The organism is Oricola thermophila (genome assembly GCF_013358405.1).
Lineage (GTDB): Bacteria > Pseudomonadota > Alphaproteobacteria > Rhizobiales > Rhizobiaceae > Oricola > Oricola thermophila.
In genome coordinates this window covers 1,107,342-1,131,629 of sequence record NZ_CP054836.1, presented here as the reverse complement: position 1 = coordinate 1,131,629, position 24,288 = coordinate 1,107,342, and the positions used below count along the sequence as shown (strand labels likewise).

The window sequence follows — 24,288 nt, the reverse complement described above, 5'->3', positions numbered from 1 at the left end:
GTTCGGCCGCCGGACGTATTTGGCAACGAACCGCCGACCGCACTGCGGCGGAAATCTACATCGTTAGCGATACGACAGTCTGACCGGAGGTGTCGATGATCTGCACCCGCAGACGCGAAGGCGCCCCGGAAGTGTCCGGTGCAGCACGAAATTCGGCAATAACCTCGACAAGCGCGGTCAGGACTTCGCATTCGTCCGCGGCCACGCAGCCGATATCGTCCACGTACCGATCATCGCCGTTTTCCATTTCAAGAAAGTAACGCGGCATCGCTGTGCCCTTCAACAAAGGCGCTGTCCGGCGGTGCCCATCCGGTCAACGCGCATTCCGCTGCCGGTCGGCCCACGGTACTCGCTTGAGACTACGCGACAAGGAAATGCCTCTGTAAGTTGCCGAATAGTGTGAGCCGAAGGAAACCAGGAGATCCACTCGGGGGCACCCCTCCGCCTCCCAGCGGAGCCGCGAGCCTTGATCGGTCCAATAGGATACCCCCCGCTCCCATTGCGACGGGCAATACCCGCAACCGTCTCCGAATGCAGCCCCCGTCCCTACCCGGCCTACGCCTTTTGCAGTTCTTGCGGCTGCAAACAGGCATTGCAACAATTTGCGGAAAGGGCACCGATCAACCATGCGGATTCATGAGACAGAACGTGTCAGACACAGCCGACTTCGCAAGGAATACGGAGTGGAGGAACTCTTCGGGAGCAGAACCCGGCCCGACCTGCGTCAAGCCGATTAAGGTGGCCGTGTTCCCGACAAGAAAGCCGGCTTCGGTCCCTCTTGAGGCCCGGCACGATCCGGCGGCCGAGAAGGACGGCGTCGCCGACACGCCCTCCGTGCCCCTCGGCGGGCGAATGAAGCGTGTCCTGGATATCGTGATCGCAACGGTTGCGCTCCTGTCGGCGCTGCCCCTGATGCTCGTTGTCGGCCTCGTGCTGAAGCTCTCCGGCGGGCCGGTATTTTTCGTGCACGAAAGGGTCGGGTTCAGGGGAAGGACATTCGGCTGCCTGAAGTTCCGCTCGATGGTCCAGAACCCGGACAGGGCATTACAGGATTATCTCGCGGCCAATCCCGAAGCCAGGACAGAATGGGAAGAAACCCGAAAGCTCAGGAAGGATCCCAGGATCACGTTTTTCGGCCACGTCCTGAGACGGTCGAGCATCGACGAGCTGCCGCAGCTGATCAACATCCTTCGCGGCGACATGAGTTGCGTCGGGCCGCGCCCGGTAACACGCGAAGAACTGGACCTTTACGGCGACAAGGCCCCGCTCTACCTGCAAACGCGCCCCGGGCTGACCGGACTTTGGCAGACCAGCGGCCGCAATCGCCTCAGCTACGACCAGCGCGTGGCACTGGACAGCACCTATGTGCGTGAATGGTCGCTCCTTCTCGACTTCATCATCCTGTTCAGGACGATCCATGCCGTAATTCGCGCTGACGAGACCTGCTGACGCGGCCGTCGTGCGAACACGGGGGAGCTAGCGGTCACGCGCCTTCGATCGCACCCACAGCGAGGCGGCTACCGATGTTGCGAGATATGCGGCCTGCAACACGCCCGCGTGAAGCGCGACAGACAGCAGCGTTTCGAACAATGTGGCGTTCCCGTAGATCGATGTGACGATGGCGAATGCAATCGCCACCATCGTGGCCGCAAGAATCGCCGGCACACGAAGGAAAAGCCCTGCCAGGATGCCGGCTACGCCAACTATTACCAGGCTTGTCAGCACCTGCGCCTCCGGCATCAGCCAAACGATTCGCGGAAGAAATGTAATTACAGACGCCATGAGGTGTCCAATGAACGGGTTTCGGAGCGGGTAGTGTGAAGGTCAGGCGTTTTTATGACGTTAACGCCCCAATCTTGCGAAACGATTGTGCCGGCCTTTCGAAAGGCGCCCCGCCGCACCTTCTCCGGATGGAGGCATGGCGCTTCATCCTATTGGTGTGATTGACGTTTCGCGGCCCTTCGGACGATGATCGGCCCGGGTGTACCGGGCCGGGCGCCGGGATCACATCTCCCGCCATTGCGCGAAGAACGCCGACGCGCACGGCAAGATTGAACCAGGGAGCGGAGCCGAAGCATGGAATTTTCCGTCGCTGGAGCGATCGTGATCGCCGTGCTGCTGATGCTGCTGGCTTTCCTGCGCGCGGGATTCCTGGCCGGCCTGGTCGGGTCCCAGGCCCTTGGAGCAACGGCGATCGTCAGCCTGCCGTCCCTCGGTGGTGCCTCCCCGGTCGTGTCGGTCGTGTTCACGCTCGCATTCCTGGCAACCAGTTTCCTGCGAGCGGACATATTCCGGCGGCTCGGCGCGATCTTCAGCAACATAAGAACCGCGTGGATCGTCTTAGCATTCATGATCTATTCCGGGTTCAGCGCCATCGTGTTCCCGCGCCTGTTCGCAGGCAGCACGAATGTGTTCGTGGCGTCCCGCGAACGGGATGGCGTCTTCGAAACGACGCTGGCTCCCGTGTCCGGCAACATCTCGCAGGCCGGTTACCTGCTCTTCAGCGGCTTGACGTTCTTCGCTGTCTGCCTTCTGCTCCTCCGCCGATTTCGGCTGGAAGGCGTGCTGCGCGGCTTCTTCCTGTTCGCCTGGCTGAACGCGGTACTCGGCATGATCGACATGATCGGCAAATACAGCGGGCTGGGCGATGTGCTCGCTCCCATACGCACGGCGAACTACGCTCTTCTGACGGATGTGGAACTGGCCGGCTTCGCGCGCCTTGCCGGCGGCTTTTCCGAGGCGTCCGCGTTCGGCGCGGCCTCCCTCGCCTGTCTCGCATTCGCCTACACCTATTGGCGACGGCGCCGGACGCGGCAGTCATTCTGGCTGACCGCGATCACCTTCTTCCTGCTGCTGGCGTCGACTTCGACAACGGCCTATGCAGGTCTGGCCATTCTCTGCATTCCGGTCGCCTTTTCCATGCTTCGCCAACTGGCAGCCCGCCGGACACGACAAACGGACCTTCTTGTGATCGCGGTCTTTCTCGCATTCGTTACCGGCCTGATGACCCTTGCCGTAGTGAGGCCCCAGACCCTGGTGCCTGTCGTGGATCTGGTCGACTCGGCCATCCTGGCAAAGACCAGTTCGGATTCCGGGCAGGAACGCGCCTACTGGAACGCAAAGAGCCTGCAGTCTCTCTCCGACACGGCGGGCCTCGGTGTCGGCCTCGGCAGTTCCCGCGCATCCAGTTGGCCCATCGCGGTCATATCGCAGCTCGGCGTTGCAGGCCTGTTTCTGATGACGATCCAGATCGTCGTGCTGGCCCGAGGAATGCGCGGCCTGCCGGGGCGACTGGAGCCCGACGGGGAAACCGCGGTGGCCAGCATACGGGCGTGCGCCCTTGCGGGGATCGTTTCAACATCGCTTATTGGCGGCAATGCGGATCCGGGCACGATCTTCTATGTCGCGCTGTCCGTCATTGCGGTAAGCCGCGTTTACGTTGCAGAAAATGCAAGATTGTCAGACGCTGAAGCCAAACGGAAGACCGGGTGGCGACCGGTCTGCCGTCCGGACAGCACGATCGTGCCGTGGGCCAGACCTGCCGGCTAGAGGTAGTCCGGCTCGAAATGGGCGAATGACACCAGGGCATCCCGGTTCACGAATTTCACCCTGCCGTTGCGAAAACTCAGCAGATCCGACTGGCGCAACTCGCGAAGCATGCGGTTGACATGAATCGGCGTCAGCCCCAGCGCATCGGCGAGATCGTACTGGGTCAAGGGACAATCGTATCCGTCCGCTTCGGCCAGTCCTACGCTTTCAAGCCGCGTGCCGAGCTCGAGCATGAGATGCGCAAGCCTGACGGCAGCATTTCTGCGCCCGATGTTCACTATGTGCTCGCCGCGGATCGCCGAATTGCGAGCAAGGGCGAAAAGAAAGCGCACGGCAAGACTTGGTGTCGCGCTCAATGTCCGGTTCAGGTCGCTGGTCGGCAGTTCCAGGACCTCCATGTCCGAAATGGCGTGAAACGACTCTTCCCAGTTCGCTCCTATCGCGCGCAGGCCGATAATGTCGCCCCTGAGTTGAAAATCGGCAATCTGTCGGCTCCCGTCCGGCAGGTCGATATACGTGCATCCCCAACCGGATATGACGATATAGGTCGTATCGCTGGGGTCTCCCTGGGCACTTATCTCATCGCGCGGTGCGTAGCGCTTCACTGTCGGCTGAATCTGCCGGATGGAGGCCACTTCCCCGTCATCCAGCTCCTGCTCCGGCGCCATGATACCAAGCAACTGCGCGAGTCCGCCTTCCGCGAGCATTCCCTCGATCATTCCCCGAGTTTTGTTTTCCTGATTCATGATTTGGCCGACCAGCCCCCGGAGATGAATATTGCTACTTTTTTGTTAACAAGATAATTTTTCACAAGTCAAACCGAACCTTAGACATTGGTGAACGCTACGCATTCGCGGCAAGCGTGTATCAAATTGGCACAGTTATGCAGATTTTATACAATAGACTTTGCGGTTATTATAATCTCGGTCTATTGTTTACTTGAATTGGGTTTACTGTGACGCAACACCGCGACACTCGATTTGATTTGCACATGCAATGAAATGACAGGATCAAACCATCCTGCCTGTGCAAAATCTCACATATCGGAACGTGCCTGCATCGGTTCGATTACGGGGGGAGCGAACAGGAGCAGCGACCGGCCATCGTTGTCGCGCCGTACAGATGCCGGGACAATAGGCACCCTCGGCCCCGCGCGTCCGCAAAGCGGAGCCGAATAAGCATCAGCGAATGCGAATTATTGAAACCGGAGGCGAACGCGCTCTTGCAGGTCAGTCTGGCGCCGCCTTGCGCGCCAGTGTGCCCGAAGCGCCCACCTCCATCGGCGCGGCTGCAGAAACCATTGCGAAGATAGCGTCCTCCTGCGACAGCAGACTCTCTCGAAAATCCGAGAACCTCCGTTGCAGGATGACAGCATGGGCCTCCCGCTCCGCGGCCAAGGCCAGGAACCGGGATTTCAGCCGTTCAACCTTGAACTGTTCGATATCCTCCCTGAATTCCCCAAGTCCCACGCTTTCCAGCAATACGTCATTCTTGGGCGCGTAACTCAGCGACACTACCGGAACCTCGGTCATGATCGCGCACACAACATTGTGAAACCGGCTGACAACCGCGATATCCGTGCCGGAAAGCTGCCGCAACACGTCTTCGAGCGAATAGGCGGGCTCGGAACCTATCCGCGACCGCGCAGTGTCCGGATGCATGGCGAGAACGCCCTTCATGACGTCATCCACCGCCACCTGATCGTTCATTTCGCCCGTGAGCAGCCTGACATCATGTCCCTGGTCCAGCAGCCATGCGACGAACGCGACCAGCTTGTCTACATAGCGCGTGTAGATAGCGCCACCCTCCGGTCCGAAGCGCTTCCAGCCGCTGTAGTTCATCACGCCCACGCCGACCGTCAGCTTCTCGCCCGGCGCTCTCTGCGGACTCGCCCTCCCCGGAGCGGGCAGCCCGAATACCAGATCGGGGAATACCCCGTCGCCGGACGTATCGAGGCCATACGACTTCATGAAGCTTCGCGAAATCTCGTCGCGATAGGATCGGTAGTGGGCCAGTCGGGCAGCCTGCAACATCAGGAACCGGCTGAGCCGGTTCCTGATCGGCCCGGCGCCGATGCTGACGAACGCGATCTTGGTGCCGACCAGGCGAGCGGCAAGCGTCCAGAGAAATATGGTGAGCGGCATGCCGTAGAACCGTTCGCCGTAGTCGTCGAGAAATCCGGTGCCCGGAACGATCATCATGTCGGATCGGCCAAGAGCGCTGACCGCGGCAAACAGGTCGACTATCCGGCTGGGAAACCTGAGAAGCATCCTGTCCAGCCGACTGACACGCGGCGAAAGCGTATGCGAACGCGCCAGCGGCAGAGTTGCAACATCAAGGCGAGGTTCAACGTTGGCCGCATCGTAGCAGGTCACGACGATCTCTGCATCCGGCAACCTGCGCCGCAGGCTCGTGACCATGGCTTCCAACGAACCGTCGTTGCCGAGATTTCCGCACCCGAACAGTCCGAAAAGCAATATCTTCATGGCCGAACACTCCGTTGCCGTGCAAACTGGCACCTGTTACCTGCCGAGCACGAACCGGCCGGCCGGTGAAACCGGCGGCCGGTCACAAGCTAGCGCTGTCCGTATTGGTCGCGAAGCCGCACATTGTGATGACCACATGCCCCGCATACCGCTTTAGTCGGTTGCCAGCCGACGATTGTGGATGGTGACGCCCCCCGGAATATTCGGGACATTGAAGGAAGAGGGAGAAGAACGGGCGACACCGATTGCGTGTAGTCAGCAGTGACGTTCTGGGGGCCGGACGGAGCAGTAGATAATGATAAGACGCGCACTGCTGCTGAGTACCGGTGAACGCTATCTGACCATTACCGTGAACTTCGCGATGCTGGCACTGGTTTCGCGAATACTCACGCCGGTGGAGATCGGTGTGTCGGTAATCGGAATGTCCATCATCGGAATAGCCCTGGCCTTTCGCGAATTCGCGAGTTCGCAGTTCCTGATCCAGAAACCTGAACTGACCCGGGAAGACATCCGCGCTGCCTTCGGTGTGATCCTCGTCCTGACCCTTGTCATAGCGTTGGCGCTGGCAATCAGTTCGCGACCGCTCGCCCAGCTGTTCAACGAGCCGGGGCTCGATCGCTACCTTAAGGTCATATCGGGCTGCATCCTGATCGACACACTGTCGACCCACGTGATCTCCCTTCTCCGGCGCGAAATGGCGTTCGGCAAGGTTGCGGTGCTCAATACAACGCTGGCACTGACCTCGGCGGTCGTTACCGTGACCCTCGCGATCAAGGGCTTCAGCTACATGAGCTTCGCGCTCGGCTGGCTGGTCGCCTCCATTGTCGCCAGTGCGATGGCCGTGTGTTTCAGGCCGCATCTCTGGATGTATCGGCCGTCGCTTCGCCGCGCCCGCGCAATGGTTCGCTTCGGTGGCTACAATGGCGGGTCCTACCTGCTCTTCATGATGGCCGAACATCTGCCCTATGCGTTGCTGGGCAAGATCGTGTCCATGGAAGCGACCGCCATATACAACCGCGCGCTCACGATCAGTCAGATCCCCGAGAAGATTTTCATAGGCGGGGCCGTGCCCGTCATCCTGCCCGCACTTGCCTCGGAGGCCCGCGAAGGGCGCAGCGTCAAGAAGGCTTACCTGCACGGGCTGGAAATCATAACCGTTCTGCAGTGGCCGGCCTTGCTTGTCCTTGCCGTTCTGGCTTCCCCCGTCGTCGACATCGTCCTCGGCAACCAGTGGCACGATTCCATACCCATCGTGCGAATTGTCGCGATCGCATCGCTGTTTTCCTTCAGCTTCGCACTGAACGATCCGGCGCTGATGGCAATCGGGCATGTCAGGGACGTTTTCATCCGCGCCTTGATAACGTTTCCCGTTGTTATGGTCGCGATCACCCTCGCCGCGCTGATCGGCGGTCTCGAGATGACCGCGTGGAGCCTCATGTTCGTGATACCGTTCCGTGCGTTCATCGCAATCAACGTCGTCTGCCGGCGGCTGTCGATGCGTTGGCGCGACATCGGAGTCGCGACTTGGCGCAGTCTTGCTGTAGCATCGACGACCGTGGCCGTCCCGCTTGCCATCGCCGTTTCGAGCGATGTTCCCTTCGAATTTTCCATCAGCCAGACCGTTGCCGCGGTCTGTGCAGCTGGCGCCGGTTGGCTCGCGGGGCTGTGGATGACCGATCATCCGATGCGCAAAGAGATTTTCAATGCCATGGCCCACATTCGTGCGAGCCGGGCTTCACCGTCACCGCCCTCCTCGACCGCCGCTCATCTGGCCGCGGAACAGGATGTGACGTAAGCGAAACACGGAGGCTGGAGATGACCGGAAAGCATCTGAAGTCTCACATTGATGGTCTTGACCTGATCCGCATCGCGGCGGCGCTTCTGGTGATGTCAAACCATTTCGCGGTCTTCAACCGAACCGCCGCCGCAGAGGCAAGATCAGCCGAAGAGGCTGCGTTCCCTCTGCTCGGGATCATGGCTGGTCCTGGCGCAGTGGGCGTGCAGGTCTTCTTTGTCATTTCCGGCTTCGTCATCGCCATGAGCATGAAAACCGCAGGACCGATGGAGTTTCTGAAGAAACGGGCGCTGCGCATCCTTCCGGCGCTATGGATATGCAGTCTCGTCGCCCTGGTCGCGCGCGTAGCCCATGGCGAGGACATGTTCTCCATGATCGCGGCATATTTCCGCTCGGTCGTGCTGTCACCAAAAGGCCCCTACATTGACGGCGTCGTATGGAGCCTTGTCGTGGAGGCCGTGTTCTACGGCCTCATCTTCGCCTGCATGCTCCTCGTGCCGAAACTCCCCCTGAAACGCATCGCGGCAATGATAGGCATTGCAAGCGTCGCCTACCTCACGGTGTTCGCGGTGGCCGCCTGCTCCCGGCATCATCCCGACGGCCTGTATGCCTACCAGGTCCTCGAGCGGTTTCCCTTCAAGGTATTCCTGTTGCGCCACGGCGTCTTCTTTGCACTCGGGATTTTGCTCTATGTCCGCTTCATGGAAGACGACCGGAGCGTCGGCCTCGCCATCCCCGGTCTTTTCGCGGCTTTCGGCATGCTGGAGATCGGAATCACTATGGAAGCCATTCATGCAAGCATTTCACTCGCTATTGCACTGTGGCTCGCCGGCTTGCTGGCAATCCTCGGAAGCATCGTCTACCGCCATCGGATCGCGCAGCAGCTGTCGGAGCGAAGGAATACGGTCAAGAAGCTGGGCCTGCTCAGCTATCCCCTCTATCTCAATCACTACGCCCTCGGCATGGTTCTTGTACCGAGCCTCTTCGCCCTCGGGATCGACGGCGGATGGGTCCTGTTGCTCTCGCTGTTCATCATCCTGTCGAGCAGCTGGCTCATCATGGTCGGGCCGGAACCGATGCTCCGAAATCTCCTCCGCCAGGCAATGTTCCGCACACACCCCCTGCCGAGCCTCGGCCGATGACGACTGCACCCGCCGGCCAGGAGAGCCATCCCTTCGGGGAAGGGATGCAGCCCGCAACCTTTTGTGCCGCCGCCCGTGAGACGGTACCGTCAGCGCTAGTCCGTCGGCTCGTATACGCGAATATAGTCGACATAGAGATAGGAGGGGTCGGGCGTCTCGTCGATCGGCCAGCCGGAGCCGAGCGCAAGGTTGACCAGCGGAAAGAAGGAAGGGTTGACGTCCCATGGAGCTTCGAATTGCCAAATGGGTTCGCGATTGTAAAAGAACGTCACCTTGAATGGTTCCACGAGGACACCGTAGGTGTTGAACCTGTCCGTCAGCGAGCCAGGCTCGACTGCCGTCCACTTGGCGTCGCTCCTGTGACCGCCCTCGTCCTCATCGGCCCAGATATGCCACACCGAGGCAAACTGGTCGTCATCGTGACCGTAATACTCCACGACATCCAGTTCGACACCTTCCCGCGAGTTCAGCCAGAAGGCGGGCCAGACCCCGTCACCGGGCGGCAGCTTCATGCGCGCCTCGAAATAGCCGTATCGCCGCGTAAAACCTTCCCAGTCCCGATTGACGCCAGCCAGAAGGCCGGATTCCCAGATGCCCTCGGCATTCCTGCGCGCCTCTATCCGGAGAATGCCATTCTTCACGGTAAATGGGTGATCCGGCGCGGGATCGGCAAAGCGGGCATCCCCGAAGTCCCCGTTCCACGGCGTATGAGCGATCCAGCGACTGCCGTTTTCCCCCCAGGGGGAAACGTCGATGAAATCGAATTCCTCGGCGAATGCGATCCTGAATTTGCTCAGATCGATTTCCGCCGCATCGGAGTGAACCGCGAATGCCAGCGTCGCTGCCGCTGCAATCGCCGCCCGTGCCATGACGTGGTGCGACACTGTGAAATCTCCCTGTCTGGGCCTGATCGTCCGCGACATTGCGGATTTGCGGCACCGGCTTGCCAAGGCAACCCGGTCCGGCCTCAACCGGGGTTCCCGGTACTTCAATCCGGTGTCGGCCGCCGGCATCGCCCGTTTCCGTTGTTCCAATCCGGTGGCATCCTCACGTGGCAAAGATAGCCGTATTCGTACATTTAGCCCATGCCCACGATGCCCGGCGCTGGCGCGTCAAATGGGAGGAAGGCAGTCTCGTAGGCATTAACGATCCTACTCCCTACGGATACGGGCGCGCGGAAGAGATGGGATGCAGCATAACCTTCTCGGAATCCGCGCCGGAAAACATCGCGCAGAAGCTGGTCCGGCTCGGCACCCGCTTCGTGCTCGGATTCGATCTCGTCCACGCAATCCGGAACAGAAAGGCGATGATGGAGGCCGACATTGTCTGGACGCACACGGAATCCCAGTTTCTCGGAGCTGCGGCACTCATGGCACTGACCGCCGGGGCTGAAAGGCCGAGGCTTCTGGGCCAGACGGTATGGCTCCTGGATGACTGGCCCCGGCTCGGCGCGTTGCGGCAGGCGATCATCCGGCACCTCATGCGCAAGGTCGACATCCTGACAGTGCATTCGCCGCTCAATCTGGCAGCGTCGAGAGAGATATTCCCGGAAACGCGCACGGAACTGGTGAAGTTCGGCATTCCGACCGAGTATCACGAGGAACCCGTCACGAAACCCGGTCTGCCATTTCGCGTCCTGTGTGTCGGCAACGACCGCCACCGGGACTGGAGGACCGTCATTTCGGCGGTCCGCGGCAAGAAGGATGTCGAGCTGACGATCATCTCGCAAACCGCCGATCCCGCCCTCGTCCACGGAATCGAAAATGCGCATATCCGGTCGGTCGCCAACAATGGCGAACTACTCCAGGCCTATCGTGACGCGAATGCTCTCGTAATGCCGCTGCTGCCCAATCTGCATGTCAGCGGGTCCACCGTCATGCAGGAAGCGGCCCTGATGGGAGTGCCGGTCATCGCCTCCAGGGTCGGTGGACTGGACGCATATTTCGACGACACGGAGGTCCGCTACGTGCCGCCGCGGGATCCTGAAGCAATCTCCGCCGCGATCGACCGGATGATGGACCGGCCGGACAAGGCGCTGGAACTGGCGCGCAACGCGCAGCGGCGCATCCTGGGCGGGAAACTCGGCTGCCAGACCTACGTCCGACGGCACGTGGAGCTGTCGCAGGAGTTGCTGGCCGACCGGGCAACGAACGACCGGGTCTGACGGTCAGTTCCGTGCAGACATCGCCCGCCGACTGTCTGCCGGCGGGGTGTACGCATTGGGATGGCAGGAATACAGCGACCTTGGCTACACCTTTGCCAGGCGTTCGCCAAAATAGAGCACCTTCTCGGCATCCGCAGTGTCATCGTCATACAGGGCGATGACCTCTTCTGGCAGATGTGTCAGATCGGAAGCGCGCAGATAGTCGCGCATCGTCGTGCCGGTGCAGCGGGCGTCCACATTCGGCGCGCCGCGATGCCGGCTCGCATCATCGAGATGAACCGTTCTGAAGTCGATACTGTACCGCGCCACGCCGGTCAGGTTCGGCACCGTCTCGTGCAGCTGGGCACCGGAGAAAAGAATGATACCGCCGGGCGGAGGCAGGAAGCGAACTGTCGTCGGATCGAGGTCCTGCTGCGGCTTCGGTTGCTCGCGGGTATCCTTCTTCACGTATTTCGCGGCGCTGGCACGGTTCTTGGTGTTCCACTCATAGTAGTTGTAGATCTCGGAATTGTTCTCCACCGGCTCGTCGAAATAGCGGGGATAGAACCCCATCGAGTTCTCGGCCTGGATCGGATAGACCGGCATCCACCAGTTGAGCTGGCAATTCGGCGCCGAGTACCAGGTATCCCGGTGCGGATGGAACGCGTAGGCAATTCCCGAGGAAAGAAAACCCTCCGGATAGGCCGAACGCAGGCGGGGCACGTCGAAATAGAGCTTGTCCACGTCGACGTCGTGCTCTTCCATGATCTGCGGAATGAGCTTCTTGCACTCCGGGTGGTGAATGAATTTCGGCTTTAACACCGCGAGGATGGCCGCGACTTCCTCGGCCGTCATGTGCTGATCGACATATCGCGGATCGTGCGGCTTGAACGCCTCCTCGAGCATTTCACGGGCAAGTTCGATCAACGCCTTCGAACCGGGCGTGGGCGAGAGGATCACGATATCCCCGTCATACAGTTTCGAACGGCGATCTTCATCGGTCGCTGCCGGATCAAAATGTACAGCCAGCATGCAAGCCTCCCATATCCGCAAGTTTCATGGCACGTATCCAAGCTTCTATGAGGATGGCGCCGAATTATAGGGGCCAATGGGAGGTAGCCGGCAGAAGCCGGCGCACCTATTGGGCAAATCCGTAGCCGGCGCATCATCCGTTGGAAGTATGCGGGAACCGGCAACCCGAATGGACCGTTCGGCGACCGGCGTTCGTCAGGACGTCTTGCTTCCGGGCGTCAAAGCCTCGACGAGCACCCAACCTGCGCGCTTCAGCGCGTTGGGCTTGCGCAGGATATGCCCCAGGGGCGGAAGCACCATCGATGACGGCTTTACGTTCAGGCCATAGCGGTACAGTTCGGCCGCCTCGGCACGGTAGCCGCGCAGCATGTGAGATGCAGCCGACAGATATGCCGCCTCTGCGATGCGCCGCCGTGCCACCGACCTCATGCGCCCGGCATCGGCCAGCACGCCGGAAGCCCTGTCGAAAAAGCGGTCGAATGTGACTTCGCGCTCGCGAAGGTCGGCAACCCGCTTGCGCAGGAATATCTTCGACATGTTCGCGTCGTGCTCGCGCCTGATTCCGATCGGCGCGCTGCACTCGATAACCGGACCGTGCAGCGCGAGGCGCAGCAGCATGTCGAGGTCGTCGGTATAGGGAAGCGACGCATCATAGTGTCCGACCTTCTTCTGCAGAGAGGTCCTTACGACCACTGAACCGAAACCGACACCAACACCAAGGGTATGGCAGCAACGCTCGATGAATCGGCCACCGCTCGCGACAGACCAGCGTGTTCCCCCTTCCGTCACGCCCTGCCGTTCGAATTCACCCATGTTCAGCTCCGGTCCGAAAGCGAATGCGGCATCAGGCCGGGCCTCGAGTTGATCGACGACCGCGCCGAGCGCACCGGGCGCCAGCATGTCGTCGGCGCAGAGCACGATCATGTAGTCGGCGCGCGCAAGGTCGATGCCTTCGTTGAATGATGCATGCGGACCCAGGTTGGTCTCATGGCTGACGATTTCGACACGGTCATCCTCGCGCGCGAGTCGGCGCGCAACATCGAGACTTTCGTCGGTCGACGCGTTGTCGATTATCAGCACACGCAGGTCATCGGTCGGCTGGGAAAGCGCGCTTCCCACGCAGTCCGGAAGATACCGGGCGTAATTGTAGGACGGGACGATGACGTCGACACTGGCCACTCGATGCTCCTCGGGCTTGACCGCCGTGCACAAGATTCGCTCCGGTAGCGCCGGACGAACCGCGCCGGTTTGGCGGGATTGCGGTGCATCCTACCATCGCGAGCCGCCGGGGCCCGGTCCTTCAATCGAGGTAAGGCATCCGCTTTCATGCCCGCGATGCACCGGCGGATGGGGGATGCGGAGAATCCCTGCTCCCGAAAGACGTAGCGATTGGGCTTTTGGTCAGGTCACCGCGCCGGCAGCACGCGTGCTAAGCTGCCGCTGCGGCGGCAATTCGAACCAAAAGCTCCATTACATCAATTACTTCGACGGAAATTCATGCAGCGGTATTGGGCGATTAACGGAAGATTCCTCGGCCAGTCGACAAGCGGCGTGCAACGCTATGCCCGGGAAGTCATCCAGGCGCTCGACCGGCTTGCGGGCGAACGGGATGAGAGCCCGGTCATCGAGATCCTGGCACCGCCGGATGCGCAAGACACGCTGCGACTGAACTCGATCCGCATTCGCAAGGTCGGCACGATGACCGGCCATGCATGGGAGCAGTTCGTACTGCCCCTGTATGCCCGTGGCGGCCTGATCAGCCTGTGCAACACCGGACCGGTCGTGAAGCGGAAGCAGGTCGTCTGCATCCACGATGTCAACACGCGGAACTATCCGCACAGCTATTCCGTCGCCTTCAGGTCTTTCTATCACCTGCTCCTGCCGCTCCTGGGCAGAACGGCCCGCGTAATCACCACGGTATCGAACCATTCCGCCGGAGAAATCGACCGCCACGGAATCTGCCAACGCAGCAAGGTTGTCGTGGCGCCGAACGGCCATGAACACGCATCCGCTTGGCAACCGACCCATTCCGACGTAACGCGCGCAGCCGCCGGCCCCGATACCATCGTACTCATGGGGAGCAACATTCCGCACAAGAATGTCGGCCTTATACTCGGAATGGCCCGGAAGCTGGAAGGCGCCGGTTTCCGGATCGCGGTGCTCGGCAATATCGACAGGCACGTGTACAACAACAGCGGCCTGTCCCCGGTGGCGGCCAATGTGAGCTGGCTCGGACGGATAAGCGACGGCGAATTTGCAGCCCTGCTGCGCGATTCCCTCTGCCTGGCATTTCCTTCCTTCGTCGAGGGCTTCGGGCTCCCTCCCCTGGAAGCGATGGCGATCGGTTGTCCGGTCGTCGTTTCGGATACCGCGAGCATGCCGGAGGTTTGCGGCGACGCCGCGCTTTATGCCTCGCCCTACAATCCCGAGGAATGGCTTGAGCATTTCATGAGGCTCCGTCGGCAAACGGGCCTTCGGGAACAGATGATCATGAAAGGCTGGGCACGGACGCGCCGCTACCGGTGGACCGCCACCGCGCAACAATATCTCGAACTCATGGCCCAGCTCGACGGCGTGGCCGCTCCGTCTGCCGACCGGGCCGCGCCGATTGCCCAGGCGGCCGCTAGAAGTCCGAGAAGGTAGCCTGCACGGCCCCGACGCTCCTCAGGACGGCCTGGTCGAATCTCTGTTCCGAGAAACGCCCCGCATTCAGCGTGCAGGCTTCCGGACGGATCATGCCGGAATCGCGCTCGAAGCGCGCGACAACGTCCTTGACCGCATCGACCGACTGCGTATCGAACAGGATGCCGGTGGGGTCCTCGCTCTTGCCGAGCGGACGAACGATATCGCGGGCGCCGCCACGCCCGAAGGCGAGCAGCGGCGTTCCGCCGGCCTGGGCCTCGGCCAGGGCGATCCCGAAATCCTCGCATCCGGCAAAGACCATTGCGCGCGCATGCGAAAGCGTCCGGATGTAGTCCCGGCGCGACAGATGACCCGCGAACTCGACATTCGGTCCGGCCATCGCCTGGAGTTCCTTCAGCTGCGGGCCACTGCCCACCACCACGAGTCGCTTGTCCGGCATTTCCGTGAACGCCTGGACCACAAGGTCGGTACGCTTGTACGGGGCTAGAAAGCTGGCCGACACATAGTAGTCGTCCTTCTCGGTCACGCATTCGAATTCCTGGCACGCGACCGGAGGATGGATGACCTCCGCATTGCGTCCGTAGATGTTCCGGATCCGCGAGCGCACATAGCTTGAATTGGCGATCATCATGCTGGGACCGTGCGCAGTCCGCGTATCCCACATGCGCAGATTGTGCAGCATGTAGCGGAACAGCATTCCCTTGGGGCCGAAACCGAGCCGCCCCTGCTGGAGATAGGAGAACTGCTCGTCCCAGGCGTAGCGGACCGGGCTGTGCACATAGCACAGGTGCGGCTGATCGGGACGGGTAAGAACCCCGCGCGAAAACGCTGCCGAGGACGAGATGACGAGATCGTAATCGGTGACATCGAACTGCTCAATCAGGAATGGACCGAGAAAGAACAGCGCCCGGTAGTATTTCTCGACGAACGGAAGACGGTTCGCGAAGGAGGTATGGAACCGAACCCCATGGAAGAACTCCTCCTTGATCTCTTCAGGCAGGAAATCGAACAGGGTGAACACTTCCGAATTCGGAAAAAGGCCGCACATGCGGGACAAGACCCGTTCGCCGCCCCGGAAATCCGGACACCAGTCGTGAACGATCGCCACCCTGGCCGAGCGGTCCGGGGCATGCAGACTGACACTGCCATCGGACTCGGGCGCCAGGTCGAGTTTTCTCGGAACTGTATTCAGCACTTTGCCTCCACACCCTGCCGGGATCGATCTCGTCGGCAGGCTCCCCGAGGCTGCGTTCCGGATGGCAATGTCGCAAGAGCGCTTTCCGGGTGAAACCCGGCATGCGTGGGTGTGAGGCTACGCCTTCCTGCGGAGACGGATACCCCCGCATGTGCCGCCGCATACACCGTCCATCGTATGAAACGGGCCCGTGCCGGTCTTATTGCTATGCTGCACCACGGCAGCCAACTGGTATCCTCCTCGTGAAAAATCGCTGGCAGTGGCCGCGTGGCCACCTGTCATCATGACTGGTGGACGACTGCAGTATGAAACTCGTTGTTGTAATCGCGACATTGGGGCGGAAGGAACAGATTGCCCCCCTGCTCTCCCGTCTGGAGAAGCAGGTTCGCCTGCCCGACGAAGTCGTGATTTCCGCGCCGGATTCGTCGCACATCGGCGATCTCGGCTCCTTCTCCTTCCCCGTAACGACGCTGTTTGGAAGAACCGGGCTGACCGCGCAGCGAAACACCGCCCTCGAATATGCGGTGGGCCGCTTCGACCTGATCACGTTCTTCGACGACGACTTCATACCGGCTGACGGCTACCTGCACCATCTGGAAGAGGCAGTCGCCGCCAACCCGGACTGGGCTGCGATTACCGGCCGCGTCATCAGGGATGGCGCGACGACGGAGGGACTGACCTGGGAGCAGGGAATTCAGGCACTGCAGGACGCCCGCGACATCAAGCCGCCGAAGGAACCGGTCGAGGACCTCGTCGGCGCCTATGGGTGCAACATGTCGATACGCGCCAGCATGGTGCAGGATCTGCGTTTCGACGAACGCCTCGTCCTGTACGGCTGGCAGGAGGATACGGATTTCACCAGCCAGCTTCGCAGCCGCGGCCGCGTCGTGCGGGACAACCGGCTGATAGGCGTTCACCTTGGGGTGAAATCGGGGCGTGTCAGCGGCGAACGCTTCGGCTATTCGCAGATCGTCAATCCGGTTTACCTCATCCGGAAGGGCAGCGTTCCGGCCAACTACCTGCTGCCATTGCTTCTGCGCAACGTGCTGATGAACACCGTGCGCAGCCTCAAGCCCGAAAGCTACGTGGATCGCCGCGGCCGACTGCGCGGAAACCTTCTCGGGATGCTGCATCTGGCCCGAGGCCGGGTGGAACCCGAATACATTGTCGAACTCTAGCGGGAGCAGCACATGGCGCGGCAACTGACCAATCAACGCCGACGCGGCCGTCGTTCTGTCGCGATTTCGTTGCAGCACATCGGCACGGTCCAGTTCTTCCGCCTTCTCGGCGGGCTGCTGCTCCTGCTTTTCGCGATTACCTGCATCGCCACGGCCGCATCGGCGCAGGACTACATCCTCGGTCCTCAGGACAAGGTACGCCTGAAGGTCTACGAATGGCGTGCGAGCCGTGACGAGATCTTCGAGTGGACCGCGCTCAATGACGATTTCGCGGTGGGCGCGGACGGCACCATATCGCTGCCCTTCGCCGGCAGAATCCTCGCCAGCGGGCTTTCCCCGACTGAGCTGGCCTCCAAGGTCAGCGTGGCGCTGATGCAGCGCATGGGCCTCGGGAGGCGACCGGACGTGTCGGCGGAGATAATCGAGTTCCGGCCGTTCTACATCGTCGGGGACGTCGAGAACCCCGGTGCCTTTCCGTATCGGCCCGGCCTGAATGTCCTGCAGGCAGTGAGTATCAGCGGCGGCCTGCGAAGGGGCGACCAGGGCGCCAGGCCCGAACGAGAGATCATCTCCGGCCGCGGGGAGCTGGCGGTTCAATATGCGAGCCGGGCAAGCCTTCTTGCGCGGAAAGCCCGGCTGGAGGCGGAGATAGATGACGCGGACTCCATTGCCTTTCCGCCCGAACTCACTTCCCGGGCCGACGATCCCGCCATCGCCTTGCTGATGGACCAGGAGCGATCCATATTCGAGGCGCGTCGACAGGGAATGCAGACCCAGCTCCGCGCGCTGGAGGAACTGAGGGATTATCTCGACAAGGCTGTCGAGTCGCTGGAATCGCACCTCACATTCCAGGACCGGCAGGTTGCGTTGTCCCAGAAGGAAATGGAAAACGTGGCAGCCCTCGCAAAGAAGGGATTTGCCGCCGAAACCCGCAAGATGGAAGCCGAGCGTGCACTCGTCCGCGCGCAGAGCGACCGGCTCTCCGCGGAGACGAGCATAATGCGCGCCCGGCAGGAGAAGAGCCAGACCGAGATCGCCATCCTCGAACTTAGCATCAACCGCAAGAACGAGGTCCGGGCACAGCTTCGCGACACCCAGGCCCAGTTGGAAGAACTCGAGGCACGGTCCATGACAACGGCGCAATTGCTGAGCGAGTCCCAGCGCGTGGCGCCGCAGACCGCCGCCGGCGCAGTCGGCAAGGTCCGCCCGGTCTACATGATCGTCCGCACCGGAACCGACGGCTCGACAAAACGCTTTCAGGCCGGCGAAACGGACGCAGTGCGCCCCGGCGATGTCATCGAGGTTGAGATTCCGCTGGATGCCTTCGGATACGGTGCCCCGCAGCTTCGCCCGTCGCCTGCCCTCGACATGACAATCGACGGAAATGCAGGGATCGCTGCGGAAGAGATCAACTGACCGGCGACCTGCCGGCCGCGTCAGCAGACAAGGCCACGAACGTATTGTGCGATCGCCAGCGACGAGGTCAGGCCCGGAGACTCGATTCCGAAGAGATTGACGAGTACGCCGGTGGAGTTCTCGATCGAAAAATCCGGGACCGCCATGTCGGCGATTTGGGTCCTGATGCCCGCATAATCGGGTTGCAGCGCACCTTCGGGTAGTTCAGGCCAGTAGCGCCGCACCGCTGCGGCAAACTGCTCCGCACGCTCGCCTGATACCGAATAGTCTATCCCGTCGATCCACTCCACGTCCGGCCCGAACCTGGCCTTCCCAGCAAGGTCGAGGGTAAGGTGAATTCCCAGGCCGCCCTTGACCGGCACGGGATAAATGAGCCGTCGGAACGGCGCCTTTCCGGCAAGCGCGAAGTAATTTCCTTTCGCATAGCGAATGGCTGGGATCGCCTTCGCCGGCAGTCCGGATACGGAAGCGGCGATCTTGTGGGCGGCCAATCCTCCGGCGTTCACGACTTGGCGGGCATGGAGCGTTACTGGGTCGGCGCCGCCGACGCGGAGGAGCATGCCGTCATCCCGGATTTCCCCGCCCTCCACGGGAGCCCGGAATGCGACCAGTGCGCCATGCGCCTCGGCATCGCCCTGCAGGGCAAGCATGTAGGCATGCGAATCGATGATCCCCGTGCTCGGAGACAGGAGCGCCGCCGTGGCGCGAACCGCCGGTTCGAGCCGGCGAGCATCATCCGCCCCGAGCATTTCGAGGTCCTCCACGCCGTTGCCCGCGGCATGGCGGGCAATCACTTCGAGCGTGGCGGTCTCGGTCTCGTCGGTCGCGACGACCAGCTTCCCGATCCTGCGGAACGGCACGCCCCTTTCCATGCAATAGGCATAGAGCATGTCGCGACCGGCCCGGCAGAACCGCGCCTTGAGACTTCCCTGCGGGTAGTACAGGCCCGCATGGATCACTTCGCTGTTCCTGCTGGAGGTACCGTTGCCGATGACGCGGTCGGCCTCGAGAACTAGAACCTCGCGTCCGGCCATGGCAAGGCTTCGCGCCGCCGCCAGGCCGACGACTCCGGCGCCGATGACGACGCAATCAACCTTTTCCGGCATTACCTGTCCGCGGAATGTTTCTCATCGGAGACCGGATACATGATCTCCTGAGCGGCAACCAGTACGTCCTGTTCGAGCTGCCTGAAATAGGCAAGCTGGCGCTCAAGGTGCTTCACGCGGTCGGCATAGTTCATGATGGTCTCGGTCAGGGCGCTGATCCTGCTGGAACCTTCCGCCTCGCCACCCTCGTTTTCCTCCGCCACAGAGGCAAAAGCGGCATCCGCGCTCACCTGGTCGTAGCGTTTCCTGAGGCCGTCCAGTTCCCTTGCCGCCTCGCTTTCGAGACGGTTGATAAACCGGCGAAGGCTCTCGAACCGGTTCTCGTCTGTCGACCGGTCTCTCGACCGGTTTCTGACCCTGAAGCTCGAAAAGACGTTCATGGAACCGTTTTCTGCGTTGCTCTTTGCACCATGCCCGCGACGGGCACGCGCCCCATCCGGGAATATGGATACCCTGACCGATCTGCCGCCCGAGCGCAAAATGCCGAATAGGCGTAGGCCGCGCGTCCATTCGACGATCCCGGAACGGCCGCCGGCAGTCGTGCCCGCCCCGCGCTCGCTGCACTGCGGCAGTTCGGTCCGGAGGCCCCGGACAGGACATGCCGTGCGGGATAGACCATTTGACGTAACGCCTCCTGCAAAAGCTGTGCAGCGTCGTCTCGCGTCAAGCGAATTCCCGGATTGCCGCTCCGCTGCACGGCTGTCACCATCCGCGCGGCCAGGAGGAGCCGATGTCCAGTCGCCCGTACCGATCCCCGTTTCGAACCCGCGTCAACACACTGATCTCGGCCGCCGCCATGCTGGCTTGTGCCGCGATGCCGGTTCTGGCCGACAGTGCGCGGACCGCTCCCGTAGGCCCGGGCGACATATTGGAAATCACGGTTTACGGCGACGAAAGCGTGACGCGTGCGTTGTCCGGGCGTTTCCGGGTCGGGGATGGAGGCACACTGTACTATCCGTTGCTGGGAAGGATCGACGTATCGCGGAAAAGCGCGACCGAAATCGGAGAAATCCTGCGCGACAAGCTGGAATCGCAGCTCCCGGTCATATTGTCCTCGGTCACCATCGCGGAGTTCGCACCGGTCTATCTTACCGGAGACGCGATCCGGACCGGCCCGTTTCCCTTCGATCCGGGAATGACGGTGCTGGACCTCGTTCTCGACGCGGGAGGCTTCATCCGGGACGACCTGACCGATGACCGGCGCACGCGGCTGGAAGAGGAACTGGCAAAGCTGGAACTTGAGCAGTTCTCGCTGCGCGTGCGACGCGCACGGCTTGCGGCGGAACTCGCCGGCCATCCGTTCGACACCGCCCCCTTCGAGGAAGATGCCGCACCCGTCGGCGCAGAGGGCATCCTGGAGGCGGAACGCGCGATTTTCGAGATGCGCCTGCGCACGCTTGAGTCGCGCGAATCCACCTACGAAGCCCAGAAGCTCGGCTATGAACAGGAAATCAGCTCCGTCGAGAAGGCCATTGCGTTGCACGACGAGGAGATCGGATTGATCGAACAGCAACTCGGGGCCAGGGAAACCCTCGCCCGAAAGGGATTCGCATCCGAATCGACGCTGAGCGACCTGAAGCGGTTGCTGACATCGGCCCGGCGCGATTCGCTGGAATTCCGGACCGCGCTGTTTCGCGCGCGACAGAACCGCCTTGCGGCCGACAGGGACCATGCTGAACTCAGGATCGAGCTGGACATGCAGAGCGTGCGGCAATTGCGCGAGGTGGAACTGGCGCTTGGCGAGAACGAGATCGCCCTGCGCGCGACCCGTGCCCTGCTGGACCGGTACCGCTCGGAGGCCACTGCGACGCGGAACGCATTCGGCCGTGTTCCCGACTACATCCTGATTCGACGCGACGGCGACGGCTTCACCACAAGCATCGTCGACGAATCGACGCCACTGATGCGCGGCGACGTTGTCAGGGTGACATTCCGGGAAGGCGAAACGGCGCGCGCAGGCGTTGCCGAACAGACCGCAATAAGGAAAGCGGAACTTGCCGTGTCGGAATGACGCGCAGCTCCCCGCAGGGAGAGGCCAGTTTCAACGATGTCATGAAAGAAATGGCGCGAGTGACGGGGCTCGAACCCGCGACCTCCGGCGTGACAGGCCGGCACTCTAACCAGCTGAGCTACACCCGCGCTTCCTTCGGCTCGACCGCCGAAGTGTGAGCGGTCAATTAAGCGGTTGCCCTTACCCTGTCAAGCGCGCGGAACGCCTCGCGGTACGATTTTCTGACAAAGTTTTTCACAGGGAAAAAACAAGGGGCCCGGAGAAAGACAAAAGCTTGCTTCGGGAAGAGATCCCGCTTAGATACGCGCGACGGTCCGGGCGGTTAGCTCAGCTGGTAGAGCGCTTCGTTTACACCGAAGATGTCGGGAGTTCGAGTCTCTCACCGCCCACCATCCCCCTCATCGACTTCCCGATCTCGAGATGCTGGCCACCCCGCATCATCGGACTAAGGCCGTAAGTGCCGCTGTATCGCGATTCCGGTATCGGCGTCGGTGACATGGGCACTCCGCCTCGCGAGTGCCTGCGCCCGCCATGGCTGAGACGAACTGGTTCCAAGTCACGGGCCCGTGAGCGCTCGCCTAAGCCGGATCCGACGACCCGGCGACCGATTCATCCTGCCCGATCCAGGCCTCGAAATCCGACAGGTGGGCGAAAGTCGCCGGACGAAGCTTGCCCCACTTGGTGGCATCGGCAACGAGGAACCGGCGCTGCGATCGCGCGATTGCCGCTTTCTTCACCGCCACCTCGTGAAAATGGAAACAGGTCACGCCCTCGGTCTCGTGAATGCCGGCGGCGGAGAAGAAGCCCTTGGTGATGTTGATCTCCCGAAGCATCTGCAGCGCGGTTTCCGAAGAGAAGGTTCCGCTTTCCGCATGGTAGACGCCGGCGACCATGAGCAGCGTCACCCCCTCGAGCCGGACCACGGATTCCGCGATGTTCATCGCCTGGGTTACGACGGTGACATTCGCGTTCTGCGGCACGTGGGGCGCGAGATGCTCCAGCGTGGAACCGGCGTCGATGAAAACCGTGTCCTCGGGCTCGATCAGCTTCGCGGCTTCCTGCGCGACACGGCGCTTGGCGATGGTATTGGTACCCTGGGCATGGGTCAGCGAATAGCGTTCGCCCTTCTCCTCGGCGAACATGATGTAACCGCCGAGACAAACAATGCCGTTCTCCCCGTCGCAGAGGTCGCGCCGGATGGTGATCTCCGAAGTGTCAAGCTGCTTGGCGGCATCGGCGATGTGCACGATCGCGCCGCCCTCGCACAACCTTTTCAGTGCGTCGATACGCGACGCCCGTCCGGATGGTCTGGCCACCTGTCCCCTCTCTCCAACCATGCAACTGTATGTCGCAGATGCACATCCGGGGCCACTTTTTTCAAGTGCAAACACGATCCCGGGGGTTGCAGTTATGATAGGAAATGATCATAACTCGCCATATCGATCAATATTCCCACCGGATATTGAAGCGATAATATCACCAAATGCCCTGCCTGCATCGCATGTCCGCAGGTGTTCCGGGCCAAGGAGGAGCTACTATGAAAACTTTGCTGGCGGCAGCTTCGGTTGCCCTGTCGCTCATGGCTTCGTCCGCCATGGCGGAGCCCATTGTTGACACCACCGACGTCAACAAGGACCTGATCGCCACCAAGGGCGACAAGAAGTACACCATCGCCACAGTGGTCAAGGTAGACGGCATTGCCTGGTTCGACCGCATGCGCGACGGCGTGAAGCAGTTCAAGGGCGACACCGGCCACGACGTGTGGATGGTCGGTCCGAGCCAGGCCGATGCCGCTGCCCAAGTGCAGATCATCGAGAACCTCATCGCGCAGGGCGTCGACGCAATTACGGTCGTTCCCTTCTCGGTGGAAGCCGTCGAGCCGGTCCTGAAGAAGGCCCGCGACCGCGGCATCGTCGTGATCTCGCACGAGGCGTCCAACCTCCAGAACACCGACTTCGACCTGGAAGCCTTCGACAATCTCGCCTACGGCGCCAATCTCATGAAGGAGCTTGGCAAGTTCATGGGCGGCGAAGGCAAATATGTCGCGACTGTCGGTTCCCTCACGTCCAAGAGCCAGATGGAGTGGATCGACGGTGCCGTCGCCTACCAGAAGGAGCACTTCCCGAACATGGAAATGGTCGGCGACCGTCTGGAAACCTATGACGATGCGGCGACCGACTACACCAAGCTGAAGGAGGCGATGACCACCTACCCGGATATCAAGGGTATCGTTGGCGCCCCCATGCCGACATCGGCTGGCGCAGGCCGCCTGATAGCCGAGAGCGGCCTGAAGGACAAGGTCTTCTTCGCGGGCACCGGTCTGCCGTCCGTGGCGGGCGAATACCTCGCCAACGGCGACATCCAGTACATCCAGTTCTGGGATCCGGCCGTTGCCGGCTACGCCATGAACATGCTGGCCGTTGCCGTGCTCGAGGGCAAGACCGACCAGATCAAGGCTGGTCTCGATCTCGGCCTTGAGGGCTACACCTCCCTCATCACGCCGGACGAAAGCCGTCCGAACCTGCTCTACGGCGCAGGCTGGGTCGGCGTGACCGCCGAAAACATGGACAAGTACGACTTCTGATCGTCCCA

The 24,288-nt window shown here is 61.6% G+C and carries 21 protein-coding genes and 2 tRNA genes; 11 read left to right on the top strand and 12 right to left on the bottom strand.

Annotated features, from left to right (window positions below; translation table 11 throughout):
* Positions 1-55: 55 nt before the first annotated feature.
* The gene (locus HTY61_RS05430; RefSeq protein WP_175275836.1) at positions 56-268 is read right to left on the bottom strand and encodes a DUF6894 family protein; all 213 of its coding nucleotides are present in this window, start codon (positions 266-268) and stop codon (positions 56-58) included.
* A gap of 380 nt (positions 269-648) precedes the next feature.
* Between HTY61_RS05430 and HTY61_RS05425 the strand changes: the two genes are divergently transcribed.
* Entirely contained in the window at positions 649-1,449 is an 801-nt protein-coding gene (locus HTY61_RS05425) for a sugar transferase (RefSeq protein WP_281367582.1), read from the top strand.
* A 27-nt stretch (positions 1,450-1,476) separates the two neighbouring features.
* On the opposite strand, the gene HTY61_RS05420 is transcribed toward HTY61_RS05425, so the two are convergent.
* Positions 1,477-1,782, bottom strand: a complete 306-nt coding sequence (locus tag HTY61_RS05420; RefSeq protein WP_175275835.1) for a hypothetical protein — start codon at positions 1,780-1,782, stop codon at positions 1,477-1,479.
* Positions 1,783-2,076: 294 nt separating this feature from the next.
* On the opposite strand from HTY61_RS05420, the gene HTY61_RS05415 reads away from it, so the two are divergent.
* Positions 2,077-3,549, top strand: coding sequence for a hypothetical protein (locus tag HTY61_RS05415; protein WP_175275834.1), 1,473 nt, complete (start codon positions 2,077-2,079; stop codon positions 3,547-3,549).
* Here the strand turns inward: HTY61_RS05415 and HTY61_RS05410 are convergent.
* Positions 3,546-4,268, bottom strand: a complete 723-nt coding sequence (locus HTY61_RS05410; protein ID WP_175275833.1) for a Crp/Fnr family transcriptional regulator — start codon at positions 4,266-4,268, stop codon at positions 3,546-3,548. The genes HTY61_RS05415 and HTY61_RS05410 overlap by 4 nt on opposite strands.
* A 510-nt stretch (positions 4,269-4,778) precedes the next feature.
* Positions 4,779-6,035 (bottom strand): polysaccharide pyruvyl transferase family protein, encoded by a 1,257-nt coding sequence (locus HTY61_RS05405; protein ID WP_175275832.1) that lies wholly within the window; start codon positions 6,033-6,035, stop codon positions 4,779-4,781.
* Positions 6,036-6,330: 295 nt separating this feature from the next.
* Between HTY61_RS05405 and HTY61_RS05400 the strand changes: the two genes are divergently transcribed.
* A complete protein-coding gene (locus HTY61_RS05400; RefSeq protein WP_175275831.1) occupies positions 6,331-7,830 on the top strand; it encodes an oligosaccharide flippase family protein in 1,500 nt (499 codons plus the stop codon).
* Between the two features lie 20 nt (positions 7,831-7,850).
* Entirely contained in the window at positions 7,851-8,972 is a 1,122-nt protein-coding gene (locus tag HTY61_RS05395; RefSeq protein WP_175275830.1) for an acyltransferase family protein, read from the top strand.
* A 95-nt stretch (positions 8,973-9,067) separates the two neighbouring features.
* On the opposite strand, the gene HTY61_RS05390 is transcribed toward HTY61_RS05395, so the two are convergent.
* Positions 9,068-9,856 carry a glycoside hydrolase family 16 protein gene (locus tag HTY61_RS05390; protein WP_246272938.1) on the bottom strand — a complete coding sequence of 263 codons (789 nt, stop codon included), beginning with the start codon at positions 9,854-9,856 and terminating at the stop codon, positions 9,068-9,070.
* A gap of 167 nt (positions 9,857-10,023) precedes the next feature.
* Here HTY61_RS05390 and HTY61_RS05385 point away from each other — a divergent pair, with 167 nt between their 5' ends.
* Positions 10,024-11,136 carry a glycosyltransferase family 4 protein gene (locus HTY61_RS05385; RefSeq protein WP_175275829.1) on the top strand — a complete coding sequence of 371 codons (1,113 nt, stop codon included), beginning with the start codon at positions 10,024-10,026 and terminating at the stop codon, positions 11,134-11,136.
* A gap of 84 nt (positions 11,137-11,220) precedes the next feature.
* On the opposite strand, the gene HTY61_RS05380 is transcribed toward HTY61_RS05385, so the two are convergent.
* Positions 11,221-12,147: a hypothetical protein gene (locus tag HTY61_RS05380; RefSeq protein WP_175275828.1), complete on the bottom strand. Its 927-nt coding sequence runs from the start codon at positions 12,145-12,147 to the stop codon at positions 11,221-11,223.
* Positions 12,148-12,342: 195 nt separating this feature from the next.
* A complete protein-coding gene (locus tag HTY61_RS05375) occupies positions 12,343-13,326 on the bottom strand; it encodes a glycosyltransferase (RefSeq protein ID WP_175275827.1) in 984 nt (327 codons plus the stop codon).
* 318 nt (positions 13,327-13,644) lie between these two features.
* On the opposite strand from HTY61_RS05375, the gene HTY61_RS05370 reads away from it, so the two are divergent.
* The gene (locus HTY61_RS05370; RefSeq protein ID WP_175275826.1) at positions 13,645-14,790 is read left to right on the top strand and encodes a glycosyltransferase family 4 protein; all 1,146 of its coding nucleotides are present in this window, start codon (positions 13,645-13,647) and stop codon (positions 14,788-14,790) included.
* Here the strand turns inward: HTY61_RS05370 and HTY61_RS05365 are convergent.
* Positions 14,771-15,955: a glycosyltransferase gene (locus HTY61_RS05365; protein ID WP_246273008.1), complete on the bottom strand. Its 1,185-nt coding sequence runs from the start codon at positions 15,953-15,955 to the stop codon at positions 14,771-14,773. The genes HTY61_RS05370 and HTY61_RS05365 overlap by 20 nt on opposite strands.
* A gap of 335 nt (positions 15,956-16,290) precedes the next feature.
* Here HTY61_RS05365 and HTY61_RS05360 point away from each other — a divergent pair, with 335 nt between their 5' ends.
* Positions 16,291-17,163, top strand: a complete 873-nt coding sequence (locus tag HTY61_RS05360) for a glycosyltransferase family 2 protein (protein WP_175275825.1) — start codon at positions 16,291-16,293, stop codon at positions 17,161-17,163.
* 12 nt (positions 17,164-17,175) lie between these two features.
* Complete coding sequence (locus HTY61_RS05355; protein WP_175275824.1) at positions 17,176-18,579, top strand: polysaccharide biosynthesis/export family protein; 1,404 nt, start codon at positions 17,176-17,178, stop codon at positions 18,577-18,579.
* 20 nt (positions 18,580-18,599) lie between these two features.
* On the opposite strand, the gene HTY61_RS05350 is transcribed toward HTY61_RS05355, so the two are convergent.
* Both HTY61_RS05350 and HTY61_RS05345 read right to left on the bottom strand, forming a co-directional pair.
* On the bottom strand, positions 18,600-19,685 hold the full coding sequence (locus tag HTY61_RS05350) for an NAD(P)/FAD-dependent oxidoreductase (protein ID WP_175275823.1): 1,086 nt from the start codon (positions 19,683-19,685) through the stop codon (positions 18,600-18,602).
* On the bottom strand, positions 19,685-20,065 hold the full coding sequence (locus tag HTY61_RS05345) for a hypothetical protein (protein ID WP_175275822.1): 381 nt from the start codon (positions 20,063-20,065) through the stop codon (positions 19,685-19,687). Before HTY61_RS05345 ends, HTY61_RS05350 begins: the two co-directional genes overlap by 1 nt.
* A 350-nt stretch (positions 20,066-20,415) precedes the next feature.
* Between HTY61_RS05345 and HTY61_RS05340 the strand changes: the two genes are divergently transcribed.
* Positions 20,416-21,696, top strand: coding sequence for a polysaccharide biosynthesis/export family protein (locus HTY61_RS05340; RefSeq protein ID WP_175275821.1), 1,281 nt, complete (start codon positions 20,416-20,418; stop codon positions 21,694-21,696).
* A 51-nt stretch (positions 21,697-21,747) separates the two neighbouring features.
* Here the strand turns inward: HTY61_RS05340 and HTY61_RS05335 are convergent.
* Positions 21,748-21,824, bottom strand: a tRNA-Asp gene (locus HTY61_RS05335).
* A gap of 188 nt (positions 21,825-22,012) precedes the next feature.
* On the opposite strand from HTY61_RS05335, the gene HTY61_RS05330 reads away from it, so the two are divergent.
* Positions 22,013-22,088, top strand: a tRNA-Val gene (locus tag HTY61_RS05330).
* Positions 22,089-22,274: 186 nt separating this feature from the next.
* Here the strand turns inward: HTY61_RS05330 and HTY61_RS05325 are convergent.
* A complete protein-coding gene (locus HTY61_RS05325) occupies positions 22,275-23,012 on the bottom strand; it encodes a DeoR/GlpR family DNA-binding transcription regulator (RefSeq protein WP_246272937.1) in 738 nt (245 codons plus the stop codon).
* A gap of 221 nt (positions 23,013-23,233) precedes the next feature.
* Here HTY61_RS05325 and HTY61_RS05320 point away from each other — a divergent pair, with 221 nt between their 5' ends.
* Positions 23,234-24,280, top strand: coding sequence for an autoinducer 2 ABC transporter substrate-binding protein (locus tag HTY61_RS05320; RefSeq protein WP_175275819.1), 1,047 nt, complete (start codon positions 23,234-23,236; stop codon positions 24,278-24,280).
* Positions 24,281-24,288 lie beyond the last annotated feature (8 nt).

What these genes read in the sequence shown, in the direction of transcription:
- HTY61_RS05380 (WP_175275828.1), bottom strand. Translation starts at nt 12,147, where the DNA reads ATGCTGGCTGTACATTTTGATCCGGCAGCGACCGATGAAGATCGCCGT.
- HTY61_RS05410 (WP_175275833.1), bottom strand. Translation starts at nt 4,268, where the DNA reads ATGATCGAGGGAATGCTCGCGGAAGGCGGACTCGCGCAGTTGCTTGGT.
- HTY61_RS05395 (WP_175275830.1), top strand. Translation starts at nt 7,851, where the DNA reads ATGACCGGAAAGCATCTGAAGTCTCACATTGATGGTCTTGACCTGATC.
- HTY61_RS05360 (WP_175275825.1), top strand. Translation starts at nt 16,291, where the DNA reads ATGAAACTCGTTGTTGTAATCGCGACATTGGGGCGGAAGGAACAGATT.
- HTY61_RS05370 (WP_175275826.1), top strand. Translation starts at nt 13,645, where the DNA reads ATGCAGCGGTATTGGGCGATTAACGGAAGATTCCTCGGCCAGTCGACA.
- HTY61_RS05340 (WP_175275821.1), top strand. Translation starts at nt 20,416, where the DNA reads ATGTCCAGTCGCCCGTACCGATCCCCGTTTCGAACCCGCGTCAACACA.
- HTY61_RS05405 (WP_175275832.1), bottom strand. Translation starts at nt 6,035, where the DNA reads ATGAAGATATTGCTTTTCGGACTGTTCGGGTGCGGAAATCTCGGCAAC.
- HTY61_RS05415 (WP_175275834.1), top strand. Translation starts at nt 2,077, where the DNA reads ATGGAATTTTCCGTCGCTGGAGCGATCGTGATCGCCGTGCTGCTGATG.
- HTY61_RS05355 (WP_175275824.1), top strand. Translation starts at nt 17,176, where the DNA reads ATGGCGCGGCAACTGACCAATCAACGCCGACGCGGCCGTCGTTCTGTC.
- HTY61_RS05345 (WP_175275822.1), bottom strand. Translation starts at nt 20,065, where the DNA reads ATGAACGTCTTTTCGAGCTTCAGGGTCAGAAACCGGTCGAGAGACCGG.
- HTY61_RS05350 (WP_175275823.1), bottom strand. Translation starts at nt 19,685, where the DNA reads ATGCCGGAAAAGGTTGATTGCGTCGTCATCGGCGCCGGAGTCGTCGGC.
- HTY61_RS05430 (WP_175275836.1), bottom strand. Translation starts at nt 268, where the DNA reads ATGCCGCGTTACTTTCTTGAAATGGAAAACGGCGATGATCGGTACGTG.
- HTY61_RS05420 (WP_175275835.1), bottom strand. Translation starts at nt 1,782, where the DNA reads ATGGCGTCTGTAATTACATTTCTTCCGCGAATCGTTTGGCTGATGCCG.
- HTY61_RS05320 (WP_175275819.1), top strand. Translation starts at nt 23,234, where the DNA reads ATGAAAACTTTGCTGGCGGCAGCTTCGGTTGCCCTGTCGCTCATGGCT.
- HTY61_RS05400 (WP_175275831.1), top strand. Translation starts at nt 6,331, where the DNA reads ATGATAAGACGCGCACTGCTGCTGAGTACCGGTGAACGCTATCTGACC.